This window comes from Mesorhizobium sp. ISC11, assembly GCF_037162595.1.
Classification (GTDB): domain Bacteria; phylum Pseudomonadota; class Alphaproteobacteria; order Rhizobiales; family Rhizobiaceae; genus Mesorhizobium; species Mesorhizobium ciceri.
The window spans coordinates 1,494,270-1,516,445 of record NZ_JAVSPW010000001.1 but is presented as its reverse complement, the minus strand read 5'-3'; the positions used below and the strand labels follow the sequence as shown (position 1 = coordinate 1,516,445).

Below are 22,176 nucleotides of genomic sequence, written 5' to 3'. Positions count from 1 at the left end.
GCCGCACCATCGAGGCGGGGACTTCTCGGTGCGAAGCTGATCAGCGGTCGGGCGTCTTGGCGCGGATCAGCACGTCAGCCATGTAGAGGTCCTGGAGGGAGATACCGGAGCTGTCGAAGACAGTGATTTCGGTATCGGAGAGGCGCCCGGACACACGCTTGGCAATGACGTCGCCGATTGGTGTTACTGCAAGCACGCCGGCGTCGATCTCGTCGCGCACGTGTTGGAACTCGCCGATCTGAACGGACTGGGAAAGCAGATCACAAAACAGATGTGCGTTGGGAAATAGTTCGCTCGGCAATTCGCGCTTGCCTGGAGCATCCGACCCCATGCTGACGATATGGGTTCCGGGTCCCACCCAAGCGGCATCGAATAGCGGTTCGCGTGAGGGTGTCGCCGTGACCACGATGTCGGCCGCACGCACGGCTTCTTCGGGCAAGGCAGCACGCGCCTGCAGGCCCCATTCGCCTATCTGATCGACAAAAGCGTCGCGCCGCAGCGAAGGCGGGGCCACCACGAACACGCTTTCGATTGCGCGAATGCGTGCCAGCGCCTTCACTTCGAAGCCCGCCTGGTTGCCGGCGCCGAATATCGCCAGAACCTTGGCCTGCTTGCGCGCAAGAAGATCAGCTGCAACCGCGTCGGCTGCGGCCGTCCTGTAGGCGTTCACCTTTCCGGCCTCGATTACGGCGCGGAGCCGTCCTGTATTGTGATCGAGCAGCACGATGGTGGAGTTGTGGCGGGGAAGGCCACGTGCGGGGTTGCCCGACCAGAAGGAGCCGATTTTCACTCCGGTCAGGTCGTTCGATGACCCGGATTTGATAGAGAAGGTATTGCTCGCCTCCTTTGTGCGCCCGATCACAGCAGGAAAGACCCAGCTCTGCCTCGATGCTGCTGCCACGAGAGCCTCCCGCGCCGCCTCGAAGGCAAGTTCATGCGTGACAAGGGCGGCTGACTCTTCTTCGCTGATGTAGATCATCCAAAACCTCATGAGCATCAGGCTTCCATCGCTGGGAAGCATTGCGGCTATGTCATTGCAGAGCGTGATCACACCCATTGCGAACGGTGCGGATGTCGGCCGATCGCGGGGCAACCACGAGCTAGCGATTCCAGGTGCTAGATAGTCCTCGCCTGATTTGCGCAATTTGAGATGCCGAGGAACTGCTTAAAACGAACAATCCCGCTGAATTGAAAGGGCAAAACAGCATCGAAATCTGTCCGCCAGACGCGACTCTAAGGTGCGACTTCAATTCTGGATAAAATGACAGCGTTACACTTATGGCCATTGAGCATGACACAGACACCGTCAGCAACCCGATGGAGCTGATGAAATTGGAAACCCGTCATTTGCCGGGCGCGCTGAAGCTGTCGCAGGAGATGGGATGGCCCTATCGCCTTGAGGATTGGGAATTCGCCGCCACTGTCGGCAGGGGGCTGGTTCTCGAGCAGGCAGGGCAGGTGATTGGCACCGCCATGTCGTGGATTTACGGCAAGGCTTTTGCCGCCCTCGGCATGATCATCGTCACTGGCCCTGCGCAAGGCGGGGGCAACGGTTCGCGGCTGTTTGATGGATTGCTTGAGGCGGCGCAGGGTCGCAACGTGCTGCTCACGTCCACCGAAGAAGGGCTCGCGCTTTACAAGCGTCGCGGCTTCACTGCCTGGGGCACGGTGCTCCAGCACCAAGGCCTGCTGACCACTGCGGTGACGCGGGAGGGCGGTGACGGTGTGCGTCAGGCGACGATCTCCGACCTCGCCGCTATCCAGGCATTGGATGAACGGGCCACGGGCATGCCGCGACCATCGATGGTCGCGGCACTCGCCGATGTGGGCAAGGTCGTCGTAGTCGAACGCGACGGGCGGATTGCCGGCTACGCCATCAGCAGGAGGTTCGGCCGTGGCTATGTCATCGGCCCCTGTGCGGCGGAGAGTGACCAGGATGCGCGGCTTTTGATCTTGGCGCAGCTTTCCAAGCTTCATGATCAATTCGTTCGCATCGATATCTATGCCGAAGATGGTTTGGGCGATTGGCTCGAGAGCCTCGGCCTCCAGCAGGTCAGCTCGGCGACCGCCATGGTCAAGGGGCAGCGGCCTGTCTCCGAGGGCTCAGCCCATATGTACGCGCTGGCAAACCAGTCGTTCACCTAGGAAACGAGATGATGAACAAGATGGCGGCAAACCTGGCAGCGAGCGAGACGACTGAGACGATCGACGCCTTGATTACCCCATCGCTGCTTTTGGATCGCGGACGGCTCGAGCGCAATATTCAACGGCTGGCTGAGCGCGCCAAGGAGCTTGGCGTGGTGCTGCGCCCGCATATGAAGACGGCCAAAAGCATCGACGTCGCCCGATACGCGTTCCCTCGCGAGCCCGGTCCGATCACGGTCTCGACCATCGCCGAGGCGGAATATTTCGCGGACCACGGCTTTCACGACATCACCTATGCGGTTGGCATCTCGCCGGCTTCGGCCAGGCGCGCCATGGAGCTTTGTCGCCGTACCGGCGCTGATGTGAAGCTGTTGCTCGATACTGTGGAGCAGGCCGATGTCTTGGCCGACGCGCGCCAAGTCACCGGCATGACGCCATCGGTCTTCATAGAATTGGACTGCGATGACCATCGCGGCGGATTGAAGCCGGACGACCCGAGATTGCCCGACGTGGCCAGCAGGGTCGTCGCTGCCGGTGCCAAGCTCGTCGGGGCTCTCGCTCATGCAGGCGAAACCTATGGCTTGAACACGCCCGATGCGCTGGTCAGGGCAGCGGAGAACGAGCGTTCGGCCACCGTGCGCGCTGCTGAAATCTTACGCGCCCATGGCCATGCCTGTCCGATCGTCAGCGTCGGCTCGACGCCAACCGCGCATTTCGCCCAGGATCTCGAGGGTGTCACGGAATTGCGCGCTGGGGTCTACATGTTCTTCGATCTCGTTCAGCACGGGGTTGGCGTCTGCGACCGCGACGATATCGCGATTTCCGTATTGGCCACTGTGATCGGCTCCAAGCCGGAAAAGGGATGGGTGCTGGTTGATGCCGGGTGGATGGCACTTTCGCGCGACAGAGGAACCGCAAACCAGCAGATCGACCAGGGTTACGGTGTGGTCTGCGACGAGAAGGGGCGGGTTCTGGAAGATGTGATCGTGGCCCAGGCCAGCCAGGAACACGGTATTCTTGCAATGCGTGCCGGTTCTGGGAGATCCATGCCCGAACTGCCGCTCGGGTCTCGGGTCCGGATCCTGCCCAACCATGCGTGTGCGATGGCCGCGCAGCATGATTTCTACAGTGTCGTTAACGGGGACAGCCCCGGGATTGAAGCGCGTTGGGAGCGGATGCGCGGCTGGTAGGCGCGCAACTATGCCTTGGATGCCGCCCACTCAAATCAGCATTGGTGGTCAAGAAAATGAAGTCTACCTCTTACGGGCTGGATATGTCGACGCTGATGGGCAGCACCACGACTGATGTCATGGATGGGCGCCCTGACTTGAACCCCTGGAAGGATTTCAACTGGCAGGCGATCCCCGGCTATTTCGGGCGCCTCTGGTTCCTGCCGGTTCTGGGTGGCTATGACCGCATGAAGGGTCTTGTCGCGTGATGACACCCCTCGAACATCTGTCGCGCAACGGCCACCTGGACAAGTTTTTCATCGACGGTCAATGGGTCGAGCCGAGCGGCACCGCCAAGGGCGTCGTGGTGAACCCCTCCACCGAAGAGGTTGTGGCTCGGTTTCCGCTCGGAAACAGCCTTGACGTGGATGTGGCCGTTGCTGCGGCCCGCCATGCATTCGCCGCCTGGAGCCGGACCACGCCGGAATATCGTGCCGGTCTGCTCGATCGCCTGCAGGTGATGCTCGAGGCGCGGGGCGAACTGATGGCTCAATGCCTTACCCTCGAAATGGGCGCGGCGATCGGCTATGCGCGCAGCGCTCAGGTGCCGCTGGCGATCGCGCATGTTAAGGCTGCGCGTGATGTGCTGACAGCCTTTCCCTTCGTCAAGCAGCGGGGGCAAACCGCCATCACCCACGAACCGATCGGTGTCTGCGCACTGATTACGCCGTGGAACTGGCCGCTTTACCAGATCACCGCCAAGGTTTCGCCGGCGCTCGCGGCAGGCTGCACGGTCGTGTTGAAGCCGAGCGAGCTTTCTCCCCTGAACGCTCTGCTGTTCGCCGAGGCGATCGAGGAAGCCGGCTTCCCTGCCGGAGTGTTCAATCTGGTGCAAGGGGATGGCGCATGCGTGGGTGCTAGTCTGGCATCCCATCCGAATGTCGATATGATCTCCATTACCGGGTCCACCCGCGCGGGCATTGCGGTGGCCCAGGCGGCAGCGCCGACCATCAAGCGTGTCGCCCAGGAACTCGGTGGCAAGTCCCCGAACGTGATCCTGCCGGACGCCGATCTCGACCGCGCCGTTTCCCTGGGCATAGCCGCCGCCTTTCGCAATCTCGGCCAGTCATGCAGCGCTCCGACGCGCATGATCGTGCCACGCGAGCGGCTGTCCGAGATCGAGGCAATCGCCAAGAGGGTCGCGGCCCAGATCGTCGTCGGCGATCCTCTTTCGGAAGCCACCACTCACGGTGCGATCGCCAATCGTACCCAATTCGACCGAATACAAACCATGATCGACGTGGGCATTTCGGAAGGCGCCAGGCTCATCATCGGCGGACCGGGTCGTGCACACGATCTGAACGTCGGCCTCTACGTGAAGCCGACGATCTTTTCGGACGTGCGCACCCATATGCGCGTTGCCCAGGAAGAAGTTTTTGGGCCGGTCCTCTGCATTATCCCCTATGACACAGTCGAAGAGGCCGTCACCATCGCCAACGACACGGTGTACGGCTTGGGGGCCCATGTGCAAGGCGAGGACTTGGAGGTCGTCAGGGACGTCGCGTCGCGCATTCGGTCCGGTCAGATTCATCTCAACTACCCGGCCTGGGATCCGCATGCCCCGTTTGGCGGTTTCAAGCAGTCCGGAAACGGACGAGAATATGGTCTTGAGGGCATGCTGGAATATCTCGAGGTCAAATCCATCCTCGGCTACTTCTAGGTGGCATCCTAGCCGTGGCGCTGAGGCCGCGGCGGAGGCCATGATGTGGCTTCGGAAAGGCCGCTACCTCAACCGACACTGCTCGGTCCCGATCAATATCGCTGAGCGAGCCGTCTCTTGGAAACCCGAAGCCAGTCGTGATCCCACCGCCAGCAGGAAATATCCAAGCGCCGCGGCAAACAGAGGCTCGCTAACCCGAAACGTCTGAGCGCGTGAGGTTGGCTGCACCCATAGTTCGAAGACCGTGCGACGCCAATGCGGTCCCCTTCCGGAGCAGCGGGAGAGGACGGAAATCATGATCGGGTTTTGGACAGGCCAAGCGGTCGGCCGGCCTCTTGCTGTCGTTCCGGAATGGTCTGGATCGCACCTCTCCATATCTCGTCACAGTAGGCCGAGTGTTCCAAGGAAAGGGTAAAAAAACGCATAGAACTCGGCGCCCCGCAGAAAGGGCCAGAGCGGACCGTAGCGTATCGAAGAGAATCAGCCGCTGCCGGCTTTTGGAAGAATTGCAGCGGCGTGACGGGGCAGATACCTAAGGAAATCGGCAAGTTGTGAGATGCCTCGTGCAAAATCGCACGCGAACGTTCAGTTCCATCACGGAGCCGCCGACAACGGGCGGCTAGCGGTTCGCGTCAGATAGTCAACGGCTTTCGGCTATCCAGTCCTTGACTACACCAATGAGAGAAGGGTCTCCAGACCGGTTCGGCGCCGTCAGCAAAGCACAAATCTTCTTAAGCCAAACAGCGCCCTTGATCAGAGATCATGAGAAATCATCGGGGTCGATCGGAACGGAGAAGCCGACTTTGACACGGTCCATGATCACCGTGTCGCCGCGGGCGAAGTTTTCCACGATCGCCTGCAGCGCCATTTCATTGTCGTCGATCTTGACGAACCTCGCAGAGAATGTCGGCCGCCTCGATCATCTGGTGAGCGCGCCAGCGGCGCTCACCACCAACGATCATGAATTTGCCGTCGACCGGGCGAACCGTGATGGTCTGGATAAGGCCGCGCTCGCGGATCGATTCCGCCAGCTCGCGAAGCTTCACCGGGTCGAAATGCTTGCGCGGCTGGTCGGGGTTCGGGATGAGCTGGCTGAGGGGGATACGCTGGTGCGAGAAACGAAGCCGTGAGATAGAAATCTTGCCTCGGCGTGCTCGCTGCAGGTCAATTCGGCACCAAAGTTACCCACCAACAACAGCGCTCAAGGAAGCGGCAGCGGTGCATCACTCAAAGTCCGAAGGTAGGCAATGAGGTCGGCCCGCTTGTTCTCGTCCTTCAATCCCGGGAAAGACATCTCCGTGCCGGGCAACGCGAGCGCGGGATTCGAGATGAAGAGATTGAGTTCCTCAAAGCTCCAATTACCACCAGCGTCCTTCATAGCAGATGAATACTGGACATCCGCTTGTGAACCCTTCTGGCGCCCAACGATGCTCCACAGACTGACCTTTTTGGGTACCCTGACGCCCGGCGAAAGATGACAGGCCACGCAGGTGCTGTCGTATATTACTTTGCCCGATTGAGCGTTTGCTGAGGCAAGCCGTGGTGAAATCGGCGCGATGGCCGGTTTTGCGGCGCCATGACTGCGCAAATAGGCTGCGACGTCCTCGTGCCCTGCGACCTTGGCCAGATGTAGCGGGGGACTTCCATTCGATGTCAGCGCGTTAACATCTGCTCCGACTTCTACAAGATGGACGACGCATGGGAGGCAGCCATTTTCGGCAGCAACGTGCAGCGGCGTCTGCGCTTTCGTCACCCGATTTGGGTCGGCCCCGTTGTCTAGCAGCAGCTTGACGATGTCAGCATGGCCGCCCTTGTTGGCGGCGTAGAGCGGCGTTCGCTGCCAGCTGACAGGTAGGTTGACGTCTGCCCCATGCCTGATCAGCAGCGCTGCCAACTCGACATTCCCGGCTTCTGAGGCGATGTAAAGTGCCGTCACGCCGTCGATTTCGTTGACATCGAGGCCCTTGTCCAAGGCGGCAGTGACCGCTGGCAAGTCGCCATTCTTGACTAGATCACCCAATCTGCTCGCTTGCGCGGGCAGGGCCAGAAGCCAAAGGGCACACGAACCCCATAGCATCCATTTGCGTCCGGGCTTAACCATTGCATCCTCCCTGAGGCTGCTCGTCTCGACCATACAAATTGACCTGCAATCTAACCCAAAGCAGAGTGTGAGTACACGCTAATGTACCTAGTATCGGCTTGGACGGTGGTGGTGATGCCGATGTTCCTGGCCAATGTCATTGCCTTTTCCCACCAAATTAATGGCCTGCTCTCGGCGCTTGAGCCGGAACGGGCCAGGGACAAACGGTAACTAGCTAAAATCGCAAGACGACCGAAGGACCACGTCGGCGATAGCAGCGGACGCGACGTCGACCATGGCGCCAGCAACTACGGCAAACCCCTCTCCAACCCCGCCGGCGGCGGTGCGGTTGCTCCGCACTGGTTGATCACAAGGCGGAAATACAGCGTTCCAGCCGTTGGAGTCGCGACTTGCAGGAATGAATCTTATAGCCGACCTCGGTAGCCCTCCTATGGCTTATCTTCGCCATGTAAACAAAAAGAGAACGACGCGTCGAGTATGCTCTTGACGGGAGAGGAATATGTTCCTTATTTCAGCGTGATCTGGAGCAGCAAGGGGACCAAGGCTCGGCGTCAATCGCGCTGGCCGGCGAAGCTATGGCAAAGACAGCGGAAGACAATTTTCGGATCGAGGTCTGGGATCGCGAAGAGCAGGCTTTGGCGGAAACCATTTCGCGTTCTCCCGATTCAGCGGTGAGTCAGGCAGCCTGGCAAGCCGCTATCCGGCGCCGGCCAGGCATGTTGCTGATCCACTACAAAGATCCCGCCGCAGACCATCATTGATGGCAGTGTCCATGCCGGCCTCGATGTGGCGCTCGGCGATCTTCGCGAATGGCATGTGTTGCGGGCATGGTGCAGATCCTGTTCGCACCATGCAACGGTAAAGCCTGCCGGGCTCATCAAGCGCTATGGAAAGGACGCTCTGTTCAGTTCGGTCGAGCGAGCGCTTTTCTGCACGAGCTGTAACAGAGGCGGGCCTGTCCGGCTCGAAATTCACAAGCTCCCACGTAATTGAGCAGAGCCGAAGGCAAGACCTGACCAATTCTTTCAGGCAAACTCGCCCCGTATCGGCCGATCCTATCGTGCCAATTAGCGGCGAGACCGTCGAGACGAGGAAATGCGCGCGAACGATGCCGGCCGCTTCCATCCTGAATGCAAACCATGCGGACCGCCGCGGACGGGGACAGTCGGTCCCGCGTCCCGTCCTGCGGCCGGCGCTATGCTGACGCTCCTACGGCTGTCCCGTTCACCGCCCGCAGCGGGGGCGAATTTCCTCCGTCCTGCGCGCGACAATGTCCGCTGTTGCCGACGCGCGCAGGACTGCGGCTTATACGCCGTTCTTCCTTAGAGCGCCGACGGTCGCCGGCGCGTGGATGGTTGAGCATGGAACTGAATCCCAAGCAGGGTGTTGAATCGAACCATGTATCTCAGTTCCGCATGTCGCCTGTAGATGGCACCCTAAGCATCGGCAAAAGGCGCACACGGCGCAGAGACTCAGAATCTGTTCCTGCATATCCGCTGCCGGGGTTTCGGCCATTCCAGCTCTGCACATTGACAGACCACATACCGGTGGGCGGGGATTGGCTCTTCGAGATGAAGTTCGACGGCTATCGTGCCCAGGCCGCCATCTCCGGCTCGAATGTCGTCGTCTATACCCGCAATGGCCACGACTGGACCCGGCAGTTCAAGGTGATCCTGCCGCCACTTCAGAGACTGACCAAGGGCTCGGTACTGATCGATGGTGAAATCGTCTCCATCGACAGCCAGGGCCGCACGAACTTCTCCATGCTGAAAACCGGCATTGCCGCGGGTCTGCCGCTCAAATTCTACGCCTTCGACCTGCTTGAATTGGATGGCCAAGATCTGTCGAACCAGCCGCTCCTCGCGCGCAAGGAGCGGCTGGAGTCCCTGCTGGGCACTCGCCTGCCAGAGGACTGCCTGCAATTCTCCAGCCACATCGTCGACCAGGGCAAAAGGGTGTTCGACGCCATGTGCGAGGGCGGCCACGAAGGTATCATCGCCAAACGCGCCGACAGCTCCTACGTCGGCGATCGCACCAGGAGTTGGCTCAAGATCAAGTGCACGAAGCGACAGGAATTCGTTGTCGGCGGCTATCGCCCGAGTGACACAGGACATGGCATGGCCTCGCTTATCCTCGGCACTTACGACAATGGCAAACTCATCTATCGCGGCCGTGTCGGCACGGGGTTCTCCGCGGCGATGCGCAAGGACATCCTGGCGAAGCTCGAGAAGCGCCATATTGAGAAACCGGCTTTCGCTTCTGTTCCGAGGGACATTGCCCGCCGTGCTCGGTGGGTGAGGCCCGAGCTTGTCGCCGAAGTCACCTATGCCGAAGTGACACCGGACGGCAGCTTGCGACATCCAAGCTTTGAGGGCATGCGCGAAGACAAGCCAGCCGACCAGGTCGTGATGGAAATGCCGCAGACGCCGGCAACTCTTGGCTCCGCCAATCTCGATCCGGGAATCGGCAAGGAGATCGCCGCTGCTGTCGGCGTCCAGCTGACGCATCCGAACAAGGTTATGTATCCCGGGACCAAGGTGACCAAGGCCACGCTCGCCGCCTACTACGCCGTGGTCGCCGAGAAGATGCTGCCGCACATACTGGATCGGCCGCTGTCGCTGGTGCGCGATACCGACGGCGACCTACAACAGACCTTTTTTCAGAAGCACAGACTGCCAGGCATGCCCAAGGCCATCCATGACGGCCAGTTGGCGAAGATGTCCGGTAAGGAAAGCCGCATCTTGTGGGTCGATGACCTAGCTGGGCTGATCGCAGGCGTCCAGATGAACGTGCTCGAATTCCACATCTGGGGAAGCCTGCGCCAGCAGCCGGATCTGCCGCACCGCATGATCTTCGACATCGACCCCGACGAGGACTTGGGCTTCACTGCCGTCAAGCAGGCAGCCCTCGACATTCGGGGCATTCTGGAAGCGCTTGGACTGCAGTCGTGGCCGTTGCTGTCCGGCGGCAAGGGCGTTCATGTGGTCGTGCCGCTCGTCCCGGAGGCAGACTGGGACGAGGTCAAGAGCTTCTGCCAAGACTTCGCCGAACTATTGGCCCGTACAGATCCGTCACGCTTCGTCGCCAACATGAGCAAGGCGAAGCGCAAGGGCCGAATGTTTCTCGATTACCTGCGCAACGGCCAGGGCTCCACTGCAATCTGTCCCTGGTCGACTCGGGCACGCGCGGGGGCGTCGTGCGCGGTGCCCGTCAGTTGGGAGGAGTTGCCCACCTGCGAAAGCGCCAACGGTTTCGATGTTTTCGCCGCCGCCGCGCGGGCTCAGTTGCCCGAAGCCTGGGAGGGCTATTTCGACGTCGAACAAACGCTTACCGACCGCATCCGACACGCAGTCCGGGAACAATAACCATACCAGGGGGTCGCCGACATTTGCCGATTTGGCGCGGACCGCCTGTGCCCAAATTCGAGAGCGTCCTCCCTTTGCGGGAGGCCCTCGCAAAGCCGTCTAGAGTGAGAGTACGGACCGGTTGCCGAGACGGGTTGAGAGCTGGAGGAGGGCCTCCGGCGCCCGTCGCGGAGAACCGCGATGTCCAGACATTACGCTCGCGCCGGCGCCGACCGGGCAAGCCTCTATGACGATATCACCAACAAGATCATCGCCGAGCTGGAGGGTGGGCGCTTTCCCTGGGTGCAGCCTTGGGGCACAACGGCGACGAAAGCTCCTCTCGCTATGCCGGCCAACGCCGCGACCGGCCGCGCCTATTCCGGGATCAATGTGCTAATCCTGTGGGGTGCGGTCATCGAGCATGGCTTTCCCGTCCAGAGCTGGCTAACCTTTCGCCAGGCGCTATCGCTGGGCGGCCATGTCCGCAAGGGCGAACACGGGACCACTCTCGTCTATGCCGATCGCTTCATCCCTGACGACGAGAAGAATCGCGCGCGGGAAACCGGCGAGGCGGCACATGCCATACCTTTCCTGAAGCGCTTCATCGTGTTCAACGTGGCGCAATGTGAAAATCTGCCTGACGATCTGGCCGTGGCTCCGCCTGCACCAGAGCCTGGACTGATCGAGCCGGCCGTCGACGCGCTGATCAAGGCAACCGGGATCGATTTCCGCATCGGTGGCGATCGCGCCTATTATGCTCCGGCGCATGACTATGTTCGGGTGCCGCCGCCGCAGGCCTATTTCGAGACCATCGACTGGCACCGCACCGCCCTGCACGAGCTCGGGCATGCTACCGGCCATGCCTCCCGCGTCGGCCGTGACCTCAGCGGCGCCTTGGGCACCAAGAAATATGCTTTCGAGGAACTGGTCGCCGAGATGAACGCAGCCTTTTGCTGCGCCTCGCTTGGCATCGTGCCGACCGTGCGCCACGCCGACTACCTGGCCTCCTGGCTTCAGGTTCTTCGCGAAGACAACCGCGCCATCGTGCGTGCCGCCTCCCAGGCCAGCAGGGCGGCTGACTGGCTGCTCTCCTTCCTGCCGCAACCTGACGGGACATCCAGGACGGGCCCAGGCGAGGTCGATGAGACCGATATCGACAGGAGGGCGGCGTGATCCTCCTCACGTGCCTCGGATCTTCCGTGTGCGGCGCGGTCCGTAGAGTGAGAGGGCTGTGCCGGTCTTTGTGACGGGTTTGGAGGTCGAGAGAGTCTCGGCCGCCCGTCGCGGAGATAATCAAGATGGCTACCGTCAAGCAGAAGATCACCCTCAACGCTTCGCGCGACATCCCGTTCAACAAGCTGATGCTGAGCCAGTCCAACGTCCGGCGCATCAAGCGCGGGGAAACGATCGAGGACCTCGCCGCCTCGATTGGACGGCGCGGCCTGCTCCAGAGTCTCAACGTCCGGCCAGTGTTGGATGGTGAGGGCAACGAGACCGGCATGTTTGAGGTGCCGGCTGGTGGCCGCCGCTATCGCGCCCTTGAGCTGCTGATCAAGCGGAAGCGCATGGTCAAAACCGAGCCTGTGCCTTGCGTCGTCACCAACGCCGATAGCGAGGTGCCGATCGAGGAGGATTCGCTGGCCGAGAACTTCCAGCGTGAGGGTCTCCATCCTCTCGACATGTTCCGTGCCTTCCAGACCCTGCACGATCAGGGCGCGAGCCACGAGGAGATTGCGGCACGCTTCTTCGTGTCCGCGACCTTTGTCCAGCAACGCCTGCGGCTCGCGAAGGTCTCGCCCAAGCTGCACGATATCTACGGGCAGGACGGGATGAAGCTCGATCAGCTCATGGCCTTCACCGTGGCCGACGATCACGCCCGTCAGGAACAGGTCTGGGAGGCGCTCGAACATTCGTGGTCGAAGGAGCCGCATCAAATCCGGCGCATGCTGACCGAAACCACGGTTCGGGCAAGCGATCGTCGAGCGCTGTTCGTCGGTGTAGAGGCCTATGTCGCAGCCGGCGGGATAGTGCTGCGTGACCTGTTCGAGGCCGACAATGGCGGCTGGCTGCAGGACCCTGTGCTGCTCGACCGCCTGGTTCGCGACAAGCTGAAATCGGTCGCAGATGAGATCGCCGCCGAAGGCTGGAAGTGGATCGTGGTCGATATCGATCTGCCCTATGGCCACAATCACGGCCTGAGGGCGCTCGCCGGCACGCCCACCGATCTGACCGAAGCGGAGTGGGCACAACGTGAAGCGCTGCGCAAGGAATACGATCGGCTGGAAGCCGAGTATTGCGAAGCCGACGAACTCCCCGACGATGTCGATCAGCGCCTCGGCGAGATCGAGTCCGCGCTCGAGGCCTTCGAGAGCCGGCCGATGAACTACGATGCGACCGAGATCGCTCGCGCCGGCGTGTTCATCAGCATCGATCATAATGGCGATCTCGTCATTGATCGGGGCCATGTGCGCCCCGAGGATGAAGCCATACAGACGGTCGGCGGCGACTCCGCCGAGTCCGGCGGCACCACCGGGAGCGAGGATAGCAGCGACGAACTTTCGGCTCGCCGCGCAACCATCACCATCGGTACTCAGGCTTCCGAGCCCGAGGAGGATGAGGGCGACACCATTAAGCCACTGCCCGAGCGCCTGGTGACCGAACTCACCGCTCATCGCACCTTGGCGCTGCGCAATGCCGTGGCCGAGAACCAGCATGTGGCCATCACAGCACTCTTGCATCGGCTCGTCCTCGACACATTCGATCAGCGTTCCGCGACCGGCTGCGTCGAGGCGTTTGTCCGGCATATCCACCTGCCTGCGCAGGACGCCGACCTCAAAGACAGCCCGGCGGCCAAGGCGGTCGATGAGCGCCATGCGGCATGGAAGGGCGACATCCCGCTTAGTGACGACCAGACTCTGTGGGTCTGGCTTGACAGTCTCGATGAAGCCAGTCGGCAGGCGCTGCTAGCGCACTGCGTCAGCTATGGCATCAACGCCCTGTTCGAACGGCCCAACCCCTATGGCAGCGGCGTCTCCCAGCACGGGCTGGATCAGCGGCTGCGCGAGGCCGATCGGCTTTCTCTTGCCACGGGGCTCGACATGGTGGCTGCGGGTTGGCGCCCAACGGTCGCAAACTATCTCGGCCGGGTCACCAAGTCCCGGATCCTCGAAGCCGTGCGTGAGGGCGCTGGCGAGCAGGCGGCCCAGCTCATCGATCATCTCAAGAAGGGTGACATGGCCAAGGAGGCCGAACGCCTCCTGGCCGATAGTGGCTGGCTGCCTGAACCACTCCGTCTGACCACTCAGGACGCACCGGCCATGCAGCCGGACGTGGGCGAGGAGGGTGACTTGCCCGAATTCCTCGGCGGCGATGATGAAGACGACTCGGTGGCAGCCGATGAGGTCACCGCTCACGCGGTCGCAGCCGAATAGCACCTATCGACAGCGCGGCTCCGGTCGCGACGTTCCCCTTCACCTCACGGCCCGGCTCCCAGCCGGGCCATTTTCGTTTCAGGAGATATGTCCATGTCAGCCCACATAATCTACGACAACGCCCCGCTCGGTTCGCTCATCCGCTATTCGGACGGTGCGCCGAAGCCGCCAGCGCGCTTCACCCGCAAGCTCGCGGACTGGGAGCGCCGCAACGGTCTCGGCCGGCTGGTCCGCAAGTCACCCCCGCGCGACCATCCGACCTACAGCGCTCCTGCCTCAATTACGCTCAACGAAGGGAATTTTTCCTCCGGCGGCATCATGCTCGTGACCACTATGTGCATCCACTCGCTCGATAGCGCGCTCAGCTTCGAGATCGTCGAGCGGCCCGCGGTCGGCATGGTCCGGGTCCTGCATCAGATCGCCGACCACGACGAGTTGCTGCACCTCGCCGAGAGCCGCGATGCGGCCGAACTCTGGACGGCCAAGACCGGATACCGCAATGCGCGTCTTGAAGACATCACCGCCGACGAGGTCGGCGCCGATGTGGTCGAAGGGCGGGCGGCGGCCTGACTCGCGCGGCGTCACACCGCACACCCAAAGCGTCGATCCTTCCACCATCGTGGCCCGGATTCGGACGAGTGCCGGGTGCTTTTCAGGATCGCGCGGCACTTCTCTCCTTCCGGCCGTCTTCGCCAGCCGCTTCGACGCCGCCCAGATCGACGACCATCTCGATCCCGGCGCCGTGCCGAGCGTGGTGCTGATGAACCCGCCCTTTTCGGCCATGACCAATGTCGAGGGCCGCATGGCCGACGCGGCCTGGCGGCACATCGCCTCGGCGCTGGCGCGCCTTGCGCCTGGCGGGCGGCTGGTGACGATCACCGGTGCGAACTTCGCGCCCAACCATCCGGCCTGGACCGCCGCCTTCACGCGCCTGCAGGAACGTGGGCGCGTCGTCTTCTCCGCCGCCATCGACGGCTCGGCCTACGCCAAGCATGGCACGACCTTTCCGACACGCCTCACCGTCATCGACAAGCTCCCGGCGGACGATCTGCCCGTTGCTGATCCGAGGGACTGAGGGGCCGCGCCGATCGCTACGGGCAGAAGGTCTATCCCCGCTAGGTTTCCGCCGGCATCATAGCGGCATGCAGCGACAATGCTTTGCCAGACTTCTGGTGGATCCCATTCGGTTTCGTCGGGGTGCACGTGGAAGAGGAAGTTTCCGAGGCCGTAGAAGATCGGCGAGCCATTGTAGATTTCCACGGCCTGCAGCACAGGAGCGCCGTGGCTGACGAACAGGTTCGCGCCGGCGTCGATGCACATCCGGGCAAAGGTCTGCACCCAGCGCGGCACGTCCTGCCAACCTGGTTCCCAATGATGGTGGTGCAGATAGGCTATTACGAAATCGCCTTGGGCCGCGGCATGCCGGATGGCGCACAGATGGATGGCTGCGCTCTGCTGATCGACTTCGATCAGACGGCCGAAATCGGCAGCTTGCGTGAACACGGTCCCGTAGAAATTGATCTCAGTGTCGGCCGACACCTCTACCGGGTCTTCCGGTTGCGCATAGTTGGCCAGTTCAAAGGGGGAGCTTTGCAAATGAGCGCCCAGCCTTGCCAGTCTGCTGAAATGTCCGTCTGGCACCCCCATCTTGCGAACGGTGTTCAGGCGATTGACGCCGGGCCGAGGCGGCCGGAAGGCCGTGCGGTCTTCGGCATACATGTTGGTAGGGCCGGGGCCTGCATCCATCGCAAGAAGCGCGACCTCGCGCGCGCCCAGCCGGCGGCGGCCCGGTTTTCTGGCCTCCGTCTCGTCGGCTCCGATGCCGGCATGCAGGAAACCCCGGGCTTCCACCTCCTCCAGTGTCGAGAGGATACCGCCACCTCCAAGATCGAAGGCATGGTTGTTTGCCAGCGCAAGCGCGTTGAAACCAATGGCCTGCAACGCGTCGAGCACTTCAGCCCTGGAATATCCGAAGTATTTGCCCTTGGTCGGCCACCCGCCGTGCTTGCCGAGGATCGTCGACTCGAAGTTGGTGAAGACGACGTCGCCTTGGCGCAGGAAGTCCGTAACCGCGATGAAGCGCTCGTCTTTGACGTCACGGATGTCGTGCCTGATCAGGGATTGGCCGGTAACGACCGCGCAGAACTGGTCTTTCATGGAACTCGCCTTGAAGGAGGGGAGGGCGCCGGCGTTCGGGCCAGCGCCACGTCAATGTCGAAGTCGGCTGCCGCTTATTGCGAGATGGCCGGCGAGATATCGCTCTTGAACCATTTCAGGCTCAGCGCCTTGATCGTCCCATCCTTGGTGGCGGCGTCGATTGCCGCGTTGAACTTGGTGAGCAACTCGGCATCGTCCTTGCGCATGCCGGCGCCGACGCCCGGCCCCCAGAGCCCGCCCTTCAGTTCCGGCCCGAAAAACACCACATCCGAGCCGGCAGGCGTCTCCAGAAAATCCCGCCAGGTGAAATAATCGGCGAGGCCGCCGTCGATGCGACCCGCGGCAAGATCGAGCTTCATGTTGTCCTGGCTGTCATAACTGCGGATCGTCACGACATCGCCCAGCATTTCCTTCACGACCGCTTCCGAATTTGACGAGCGCAGGGCCCCGATCGCCTTGCCGGCGAGTGTCGATCTGAGGCGTTCAATGGTCGCCTTCTCCTTGTCCCCGATGGTCGAGAGGTTGACCTTCTGCTTGATGTCGCCAGGATCGAGACCCAGGTCCTTACGCACAACGAACTGGTTGAAGCCGGCGGCGTAGGGAATGGAGAACGCGATCTTCTGCTTGCGCTTTTCCGTGATCGCCATGCCAGACATGATGACGTCGAACTTGCCGACAAGCAGTGCCGGGATGATCCCGTCCCAATCCTGCGGGACAAAAGTACATTTGATCTCGACGCGACGACACAGCTCCTGTCCAACATCGATATCGTAACCGTAGAGTTGACCGTTCGCGTCGGTGCTGTCCCAGGGCGGCGAAGCACCTTCGGAGGCGATCGAAATGACGCGCTCGCTTCGCGCGCCGGCCGGGAATGCCGAAATCAGGGATGCGATAGAAACAGCAATAGCTAGGGGTATGCGCATGATGCACCTCTTCGTTGGTTTGGATGGATAGGGGAGCCGAAAAGCCCGCGGTCAGGGCAGGGGCGTCGTGATCTCGGGGTCAGGCAAGGGCGGACGCAATCGGGCTTTGCGTCGATGCACTCGATTGCCGTCGGTCGAAAGCCATCGCTCCAGCAACTGGATCGCTTTTACGGCAATCGACGTCAGCGATAGATAGATCGCTCCGGCGACGATGAAGATCTCGTAGGGTGCGAACGTGGTCGACACCATCTGTCTCGCCATGCCGGTGATCTCGAGCAGCGTTACCGTGCTTGCCAGCGACGAGCCCTTGATCATTCCCACGACCTCGTTGCCGTAGGCCGGGAGCGATATCCTGAAAGCGATCGGGAAGGTGACCAGGCGAGCGATCTGGAGGCGTTTCAAGCCGAGAGACGTGGCCGCCTCGGTGACACCCTTAGGCACGGACTGGAGACCGCGGCACAGGATCTCGGTGGTGTGTGCCGCGCTGTTCAGCGAAAATGTAAGGAGGGCGCACCAGAAAGGGTCGCGCAAGACCACCCAGAAGATGCTGGCTCGCACCGCCTCGATCTGAGCGAGGCCGTAGTAGAGCAGGAAGAGCTGAACAAGCATCGGGGTGCCGCGAATGACATAGGTGTATGCGAGCACCGCGAGCGAGAGGCCGGGACGTCCGAACGCGCGGATGAAGGCCAGCGGCACGGACAGAAGAAATCCGGCCGTCAGCGACAGGACCGTGAGGGTCAATGTGAGACCAACACCCGAAGGCAGGACAACCATTGCGTCAAACATCAAGCCGAGGTTCATGGTCGCTGCCTCCTACCGGCCGAGGGCCGGGTAGCGTCGCTCAGCCAGCTGGATCGACAGCAGCGTGACGGTGGTCAGTGAGAGGTAGAGAGCGGCGGCCGCAAGATAGAAGGTCAATGGTGCGCGCAACGATCCGGCTCCCAGATAGGCGACGCGCATGATGTCGGTCAGGCCAACGATCGAGACGAGCGCAGTGTCCTTGAAGAGCGAAATCCAGAGATTGCCATAGGCAGGCAGCGCCAGCCGCAGCATCTGCGGTCCGATGACGAACATCCAGCGCTGCCAGGCGTTCAGCCCAAGCGACTTTGCCGCTTCGGTTTGACCCGCTGGCACTGCAGCAATCGCGCCGCGAAACACTTCGGTCGCATAACCGCTGAAGACGACCGAGAGCGCGATAACCCCTGCGGTGAACGCGTTCACTTCCACGTACCGGCCGGCGATCTTGCTGGCGAGCGTGGTTCCGCCGAAGTAGATGAGCAGGATAATGAGAAGTTCTGGTACGCCACGGACAACCGTCGTGTAGGCGGTCACGACGCTGTTGAGGCGCGGCTGTGCCGTGCCCTTCGAAATGGCCAGAAACAGCCCGAATGCCGTGCCCAGGCAGCCGCTGACAAGAGCCAGACTTATGGTCACGGTGAGTGCGACAACAAACTGAGTAGTAAAACCACCCATGGGGCACTTTCCTCGACTCGCAATACCGCGACGTATGACGACCCTTTTAACGCATACCAAGTCGTATAACCCAAGGTTGCGAATTGTTATATTCGTAATTCGGGGTTAATTTGAAATGATGCCCAATTCTAATGCTTGAAATTAAACACTCAATCTATAATTTTTATTCTTTTATCTATAACGTGCCGTTATATACTGAGACGGCTCGTTGCCCGAAGGTCGGCGTTATCCGCCTCCCGGGGGCGTATCAGGAAAAGGAGCGCACGGGATGGAGTTGCTGCAGAGCGACCTCAAGCTCCGTCAGTTGAAGGTGTTCCGAGAAATTTTGCGCGCCGGTTCGACAAGGCGAGCAGCGGTTGCGCTCGGAATAAGCCAGCCGGCCGTCAGTCAACATGTGAAGCAACTCGAGGCCACGCTCGGCATTACACTCTTCAAGAGATCGGCCAACCGCATCGTCCCCTTGCAGGAAGCCTGGGAACTCCTGCGAAACGTGGAACTTGCCCTGACGTCCCTGGATCGGCTGGAAGCGTCGATCTTCGCGATGAAGAACGAGGAAAAGCAGCGGATCGCGATTGCCGCGCCTTCTGTTTTCGGTTTCGTGACCTTGCCCAAGGCCGTGGCGATTATCCACGCAAAGACCGCTTCGAACGTCCGGTCGATTTCGGGGAGCTACGAGCAGATCGGCGAGCACATCCTGGCAGGGCGTGCGGAACTCGGAATCTCGAGGTTGCCCCTGGATCCAAGTCTGTTTGACTGGGCGCCGCTTGGGTCGGCACGAAACGTATGCATCTTTCATCCCGACCACCGTTTTTCAGCACTGACCTGTATCGAGGCTGACGACCTGGCAGGCGAAACGATCGTCGATATCGATCCCCAATTCGCCGCCCACCAAATGAACTTCAATGCGTTGCGCTTCGCCGGCGTTGAGCCGGACATACTGGTGGAGTTCGATTGCAACGGTCACGAAGCCGGATACGTTTCGGCTGGCCTTGGTATTTCGATAACCAATGAGATCATTGCGCGTGAATACGCGGCGTTTCACCTGGGAATAAAGCCAGTGGAGCCGTCGGCGCTCTATCACTACGTTGCGATTTGGCAGAAGGGCAGGACCTTTTCCAACGTACTAAATGTGTCGCGCGAAGCGATCATCGCTGCCTTTTCCACGGAGCCACCTGCGATGGGTTGATAGGAATTTCTCAGGAAGCGCCCAAGGAAAACCGTGACATCCCGCCGCTCGGCTATGAGAGGATCTATCGCCTGAAGCCGGAAATTGGAAGCAATTCAAAGGCATCTACGGCCGTATTCAATCACTCGAAGAAGCGGCGTTTTATCTCCTTGGCGGTGCCATGTGTGAGAGCTTACAATGCCTCCCAAAAATTTTCAGCGGACTCTTGAACCCATTTTGAGCCGCCCCTAACTCATTTGCCGTCGAGGCCGTACGGCTCGGCAAGATTGGCGGCGCCGCATGGTGCGGCCGCCCCTTGTACCCATGTTGCTTCAAGGAGAATGTGGCTATGAGAACCTTTGACTCTCTGTATCGCACCACCGTTGGTTTCGACCGTCTGTTTGACATGCTCGACAGCGGCACCCGGACCGACTGGCCGCCCTACAACATCGAGAAGGTCGGCGAGAACGACTATCGCATCGCCATGGCGATTGCGGGGTTCAGCCCGGACGAGGTTGAACTTACCCAGCATGGCCCGGAGCTGGTTGTCGTGGGCCAAAAGGCCGATGACCAGAGCGGACGTCAGTTGCTCCACCAGGGGATCGCCTACCGCAGCTTCAGGCAGACGTTCAGACTGGCCGACCACATGAAGATCAGGGGGGCAACCCTTGAGAATGGTCTGCTCGCCATCGACATCGTCCGAGAGATTCCGGAGGAGCTGAAGCCGCGCCGCATTAGCATCGGAACCGGCGACACTAAGGTCAGCAAGCAGATCTCGCAGGACACGGAACGCGCGCGCAAAGCCGCCTGATCATCGTAACATCATCAAACTGCGGTCCGCCTCCCGGTTTCGGCCGGGAGGCCTAGATTGCGGGGAACGGAGATGAACACCCAGAACCAGATTTCGATGAATACTTTACAACGCTTCCCACAAATGGAAGCGGTTTTGTACCCGCTCAACGATCCTGAGCAGGTCATCCGCCATCCACGTCTCAGCCGTGCTGAGAAGCGGGCTCTGCTCGCCTCATGGGCATCCGATGCATATGCGGTGGAAAATCAGCCGACGCTACGCCGGCTGGACAATGGGATGCTTATTCCTGTCGAGCGCATTCTGAGCGCTTTGAAGGCTTTGGATGAGACGCCCGCAACGGGGGAAGGATTTTCGGCCCGCGTCCTGCCGTGGCGGTTCTCTTCACGTCGTGGCGCGCCTTGGCGACGGCGCGACCGATTCTTCGGTCCCGATGACGATAACGACCCGCCTCCGTGCCCGGCATCAGCCGCGCCGCGTCCGCGGGCGCCAGGTGGAGTGGGCGCAATGGCCAACGTCGACCTCGCCTGTGCCTAAGTTTCCGCATACTCATTCATGCGGCTGCCCCAGGCGGGGCAGCCGATCCGCTGCCGCGCCGAAGAGGGCAGAGGTCACCGAATGAGATCGCTAAAACGGCACCGGGAGAGCGGATGACAATTCCAAAGCGGACTTATCGTCTCCACATCATGCTGAATTCCGAAGAACTCGCGGTTATCGACGCGTGGCGCTTCGATAGAAGAATGTCGAGCCGTTCCGACGCGGTGCGGGAGTTGCTTCGACTTGGTCAAAATGCTTCTGGCCACGGCAGAGACCGCTCCGCAAAATCCGTGGATTATGGGGTTATCGATTCGACGGTCGACTGATCTCGCGCGGGCGTCTAGCGCAGGCGCTGGCCATATATCAGGCGTGCTTCGCGCAGCAGCGAATTGCGGTCAGTCCCAAGCATGTTGATGAGGTCACGTGCCTGGGCCTCGGAGATTCCGGTTTCCTTGGCCAGACTGATTGCCAGCCGATCACGCTCCGCCCTGCGGGCGTCGTCTTCGTCTTCGCCCATGGATTATCCCCGTTCCCTGGCTTCAAGCTGCAGACGCAACGGCGCGCCGCGCAATTCGTTCCAGCGATACTTACCGACCTCCGGTTGTGGAAAAGGGCCCTGCGCACCCCGCGTAATGGACCTCGACTTTGGGGAGGGCTAAACCTCACGAAGCCGGGAGGTCTAGTTACGTGCACCCCCAAACGCAGGTGGGTAATTGCACAAAACTGTGCTACGGACCGCTTGCCTCCCCATCCGGGAGGTCCGAGACCGTGCATGCGCCGCCAAGTGAGTGCGTCGCAGAACACGATCCTATTTCCTGCGCTCATCAATCGCTTCTCACGCCACCCGTCCAAGGCGTGCCCTGAAAGCGAAGAAGGTATTCACATGGACGAAACCAAAGCCAACGCGCGAGAGCATTTTTTCGCGGCGATACGCACCCTCGCGGCGTCGTCTGACAGCATCCAGACCCGCCTGATCAACGCCACAGAGAGCATCCTGCAGGTCACCATCAACGACTTCGAAAAGGACCGGGAACTCAAGATCAGGTTCGCCCGGATCCTCGATCTTTTGGCCGTCGATCAGGACGACCTGGAACGGACGGCGGTGGAAACAGCCGCGCATATGACGGATTTCGAAGCGGTCAAAGTAGCGGACCTGATCTGCGACTTTTTCATCGACCTTCATTGACCTGCGGTAAGTAAGGA

The 22,176-nt window shown here is 61.0% G+C and carries 22 protein-coding genes and 2 pseudogenes; 16 read left to right on the top strand and 8 right to left on the bottom strand.

Annotation, left to right across the window (positions count from 1 at the left end):
• Positions 1 to 40: 40 nt before the first annotated feature.
• Positions 41 to 979, bottom strand: a complete 939-nt coding sequence (locus RPF88_RS07730; RefSeq protein WP_337122106.1) for an ornithine cyclodeaminase family protein — start codon at positions 977 to 979, stop codon at positions 41 to 43.
• A gap of 299 nt (positions 980 to 1,278) precedes the next feature.
• On the opposite strand from RPF88_RS07730, the gene RPF88_RS07725 reads away from it, so the two are divergent.
• From RPF88_RS07725 to RPF88_RS07710, 4 genes are read left to right on the top strand one after another with little or no spacing between them, the layout of a single operon-like run.
• Entirely contained in the window at positions 1,279 to 2,145 is an 867-nt protein-coding gene (locus RPF88_RS07725) for a GNAT family N-acetyltransferase (RefSeq protein WP_064993167.1), read from the top strand.
• Positions 2,146 to 2,156: 11 nt separating this feature from the next.
• Positions 2,157 to 3,335: an alanine racemase gene (locus RPF88_RS07720; protein ID WP_337123862.1), complete on the top strand. Its 1,179-nt coding sequence runs from the start codon at positions 2,157 to 2,159 to the stop codon at positions 3,333 to 3,335.
• 56 nt (positions 3,336 to 3,391) lie between these two features.
• On the top strand, positions 3,392 to 3,583 hold the full coding sequence (locus tag RPF88_RS07715) for a hypothetical protein (RefSeq protein ID WP_245321848.1): 192 nt from the start codon (positions 3,392 to 3,394) through the stop codon (positions 3,581 to 3,583).
• The gene (locus RPF88_RS07710; protein ID WP_337122105.1) at positions 3,580 to 5,034 is read left to right on the top strand and encodes an aldehyde dehydrogenase family protein; all 1,455 of its coding nucleotides are present in this window, start codon (positions 3,580 to 3,582) and stop codon (positions 5,032 to 5,034) included. Before RPF88_RS07715 ends, RPF88_RS07710 begins: the two co-directional genes overlap by 4 nt.
• 869 nt (positions 5,035 to 5,903) lie before the next feature.
• Here the strand turns inward: RPF88_RS07710 and RPF88_RS33310 are convergent.
• Positions 5,904 to 6,119 (bottom strand): ParB N-terminal domain-containing protein, encoded by a 216-nt coding sequence (locus RPF88_RS33310; protein ID WP_127365571.1) that lies wholly within the window; start codon positions 6,117 to 6,119, stop codon positions 5,904 to 5,906.
• 116 nt (positions 6,120 to 6,235) lie between these two features.
• The gene (locus RPF88_RS07700; RefSeq protein ID WP_337122104.1) at positions 6,236 to 7,168 is read right to left on the bottom strand and encodes an ankyrin repeat domain-containing protein; all 933 of its coding nucleotides are present in this window, start codon (positions 7,166 to 7,168) and stop codon (positions 6,236 to 6,238) included.
• A gap of 542 nt (positions 7,169 to 7,710) precedes the next feature.
• On the opposite strand from RPF88_RS07700, the gene RPF88_RS07695 reads away from it, so the two are divergent.
• The 6 genes and pseudogenes from RPF88_RS07695 to RPF88_RS07670 form a co-directional block, all read left to right on the top strand.
• Positions 7,711 to 7,896, top strand: coding sequence for a hypothetical protein (locus tag RPF88_RS07695; RefSeq protein ID WP_337122103.1), 186 nt, complete (start codon positions 7,711 to 7,713; stop codon positions 7,894 to 7,896).
• Between the two features lie 600 nt (positions 7,897 to 8,496).
• Complete coding sequence (gene ligD / locus RPF88_RS07690) at positions 8,497 to 10,500, top strand: DNA ligase D (protein WP_224674290.1); 2,004 nt, start codon at positions 8,497 to 8,499, stop codon at positions 10,498 to 10,500.
• Between the two features lie 180 nt (positions 10,501 to 10,680).
• Positions 10,681 to 11,652 (top strand): ArdC family protein, encoded by a 972-nt coding sequence (locus RPF88_RS07685; protein WP_337122102.1) that lies wholly within the window; start codon positions 10,681 to 10,683, stop codon positions 11,650 to 11,652.
• A gap of 125 nt (positions 11,653 to 11,777) precedes the next feature.
• The gene (locus tag RPF88_RS07680) at positions 11,778 to 13,910 is read left to right on the top strand and encodes a ParB/RepB/Spo0J family partition protein (RefSeq protein ID WP_337122101.1); all 2,133 of its coding nucleotides are present in this window, start codon (positions 11,778 to 11,780) and stop codon (positions 13,908 to 13,910) included.
• A 93-nt stretch (positions 13,911 to 14,003) separates the two neighbouring features.
• A complete protein-coding gene (locus RPF88_RS07675; RefSeq protein ID WP_337122100.1) occupies positions 14,004 to 14,480 on the top strand; it encodes a hypothetical protein in 477 nt (158 codons plus the stop codon).
• Between the two features lie 118 nt (positions 14,481 to 14,598).
• Positions 14,599 to 14,958, top strand: a pseudogene (locus RPF88_RS07670) (SAM-dependent methyltransferase); the annotation flags it as partial.
• Here RPF88_RS07670 and RPF88_RS07665 read toward each other — a convergent pair.
• The 4 genes from RPF88_RS07665 to RPF88_RS07650 all read right to left on the bottom strand — a co-directional run bounded on the left by RPF88_RS07665 (position 14,892) and on the right by RPF88_RS07650 (position 18,463).
• Positions 14,892 to 16,067: a CapA family protein gene (locus tag RPF88_RS07665; protein ID WP_337122099.1), complete on the bottom strand. Its 1,176-nt coding sequence runs from the start codon at positions 16,065 to 16,067 to the stop codon at positions 14,892 to 14,894. The pseudogene RPF88_RS07670 and the gene RPF88_RS07665 sit on opposite strands and share 67 nt — an antisense overlap.
• 74 nt (positions 16,068 to 16,141) lie before the next feature.
• Positions 16,142 to 16,990, bottom strand: a complete 849-nt coding sequence (locus RPF88_RS07660; protein WP_337122098.1) for a transporter substrate-binding domain-containing protein — start codon at positions 16,988 to 16,990, stop codon at positions 16,142 to 16,144.
• A gap of 51 nt (positions 16,991 to 17,041) precedes the next feature.
• Entirely contained in the window at positions 17,042 to 17,791 is a 750-nt protein-coding gene (locus RPF88_RS07655; protein WP_337122097.1) for an ABC transporter permease, read from the bottom strand.
• 12 nt (positions 17,792 to 17,803) lie between these two features.
• Complete coding sequence (locus RPF88_RS07650) at positions 17,804 to 18,463, bottom strand: ABC transporter permease subunit (RefSeq protein ID WP_337122096.1); 660 nt, start codon at positions 18,461 to 18,463, stop codon at positions 17,804 to 17,806.
• Between the two features lie 268 nt (positions 18,464 to 18,731).
• Between RPF88_RS07650 and RPF88_RS07645 the strand changes: the two genes are divergently transcribed.
• The 5 genes and pseudogenes from RPF88_RS07645 (at position 18,732) to RPF88_RS07625 (ending at position 21,299) form a co-directional block, all read left to right on the top strand.
• Positions 18,732 to 19,649, top strand: coding sequence for a LysR family transcriptional regulator (locus tag RPF88_RS07645; RefSeq protein ID WP_337122095.1), 918 nt, complete (start codon positions 18,732 to 18,734; stop codon positions 19,647 to 19,649).
• Between the two features lie 17 nt (positions 19,650 to 19,666).
• Positions 19,667 to 19,797, top strand: a pseudogene (locus RPF88_RS07640) (tRNA dihydrouridine(20/20a) synthase DusA); the annotation flags it as partial.
• Positions 19,798 to 19,977: 180 nt separating this feature from the next.
• Positions 19,978 to 20,439, top strand: a complete 462-nt coding sequence (locus RPF88_RS07635; RefSeq protein WP_337122094.1) for an Hsp20 family protein — start codon at positions 19,978 to 19,980, stop codon at positions 20,437 to 20,439.
• A gap of 72 nt (positions 20,440 to 20,511) precedes the next feature.
• Complete coding sequence (locus RPF88_RS07630) at positions 20,512 to 20,973, top strand: hypothetical protein (RefSeq protein ID WP_337122093.1); 462 nt, start codon at positions 20,512 to 20,514, stop codon at positions 20,971 to 20,973.
• A gap of 113 nt (positions 20,974 to 21,086) precedes the next feature.
• Complete coding sequence (locus tag RPF88_RS07625; protein ID WP_337122092.1) at positions 21,087 to 21,299, top strand: hypothetical protein; 213 nt, start codon at positions 21,087 to 21,089, stop codon at positions 21,297 to 21,299.
• Between the two features lie 14 nt (positions 21,300 to 21,313).
• Here the strand turns inward: RPF88_RS07625 and RPF88_RS07620 are convergent, their stop codons facing one another.
• Positions 21,314 to 21,490 (bottom strand): hypothetical protein, encoded by a 177-nt coding sequence (locus RPF88_RS07620; RefSeq protein ID WP_337122091.1) that lies wholly within the window; start codon positions 21,488 to 21,490, stop codon positions 21,314 to 21,316.
• 255 nt (positions 21,491 to 21,745) lie between these two features.
• Between RPF88_RS07620 and RPF88_RS07615 the strand changes: the two genes are divergently transcribed.
• The gene (locus RPF88_RS07615) at positions 21,746 to 22,159 is read left to right on the top strand and encodes a hypothetical protein (RefSeq protein ID WP_337122090.1); all 414 of its coding nucleotides are present in this window, start codon (positions 21,746 to 21,748) and stop codon (positions 22,157 to 22,159) included.
• Positions 22,160 to 22,176: the final 17 nt, after the last annotated feature.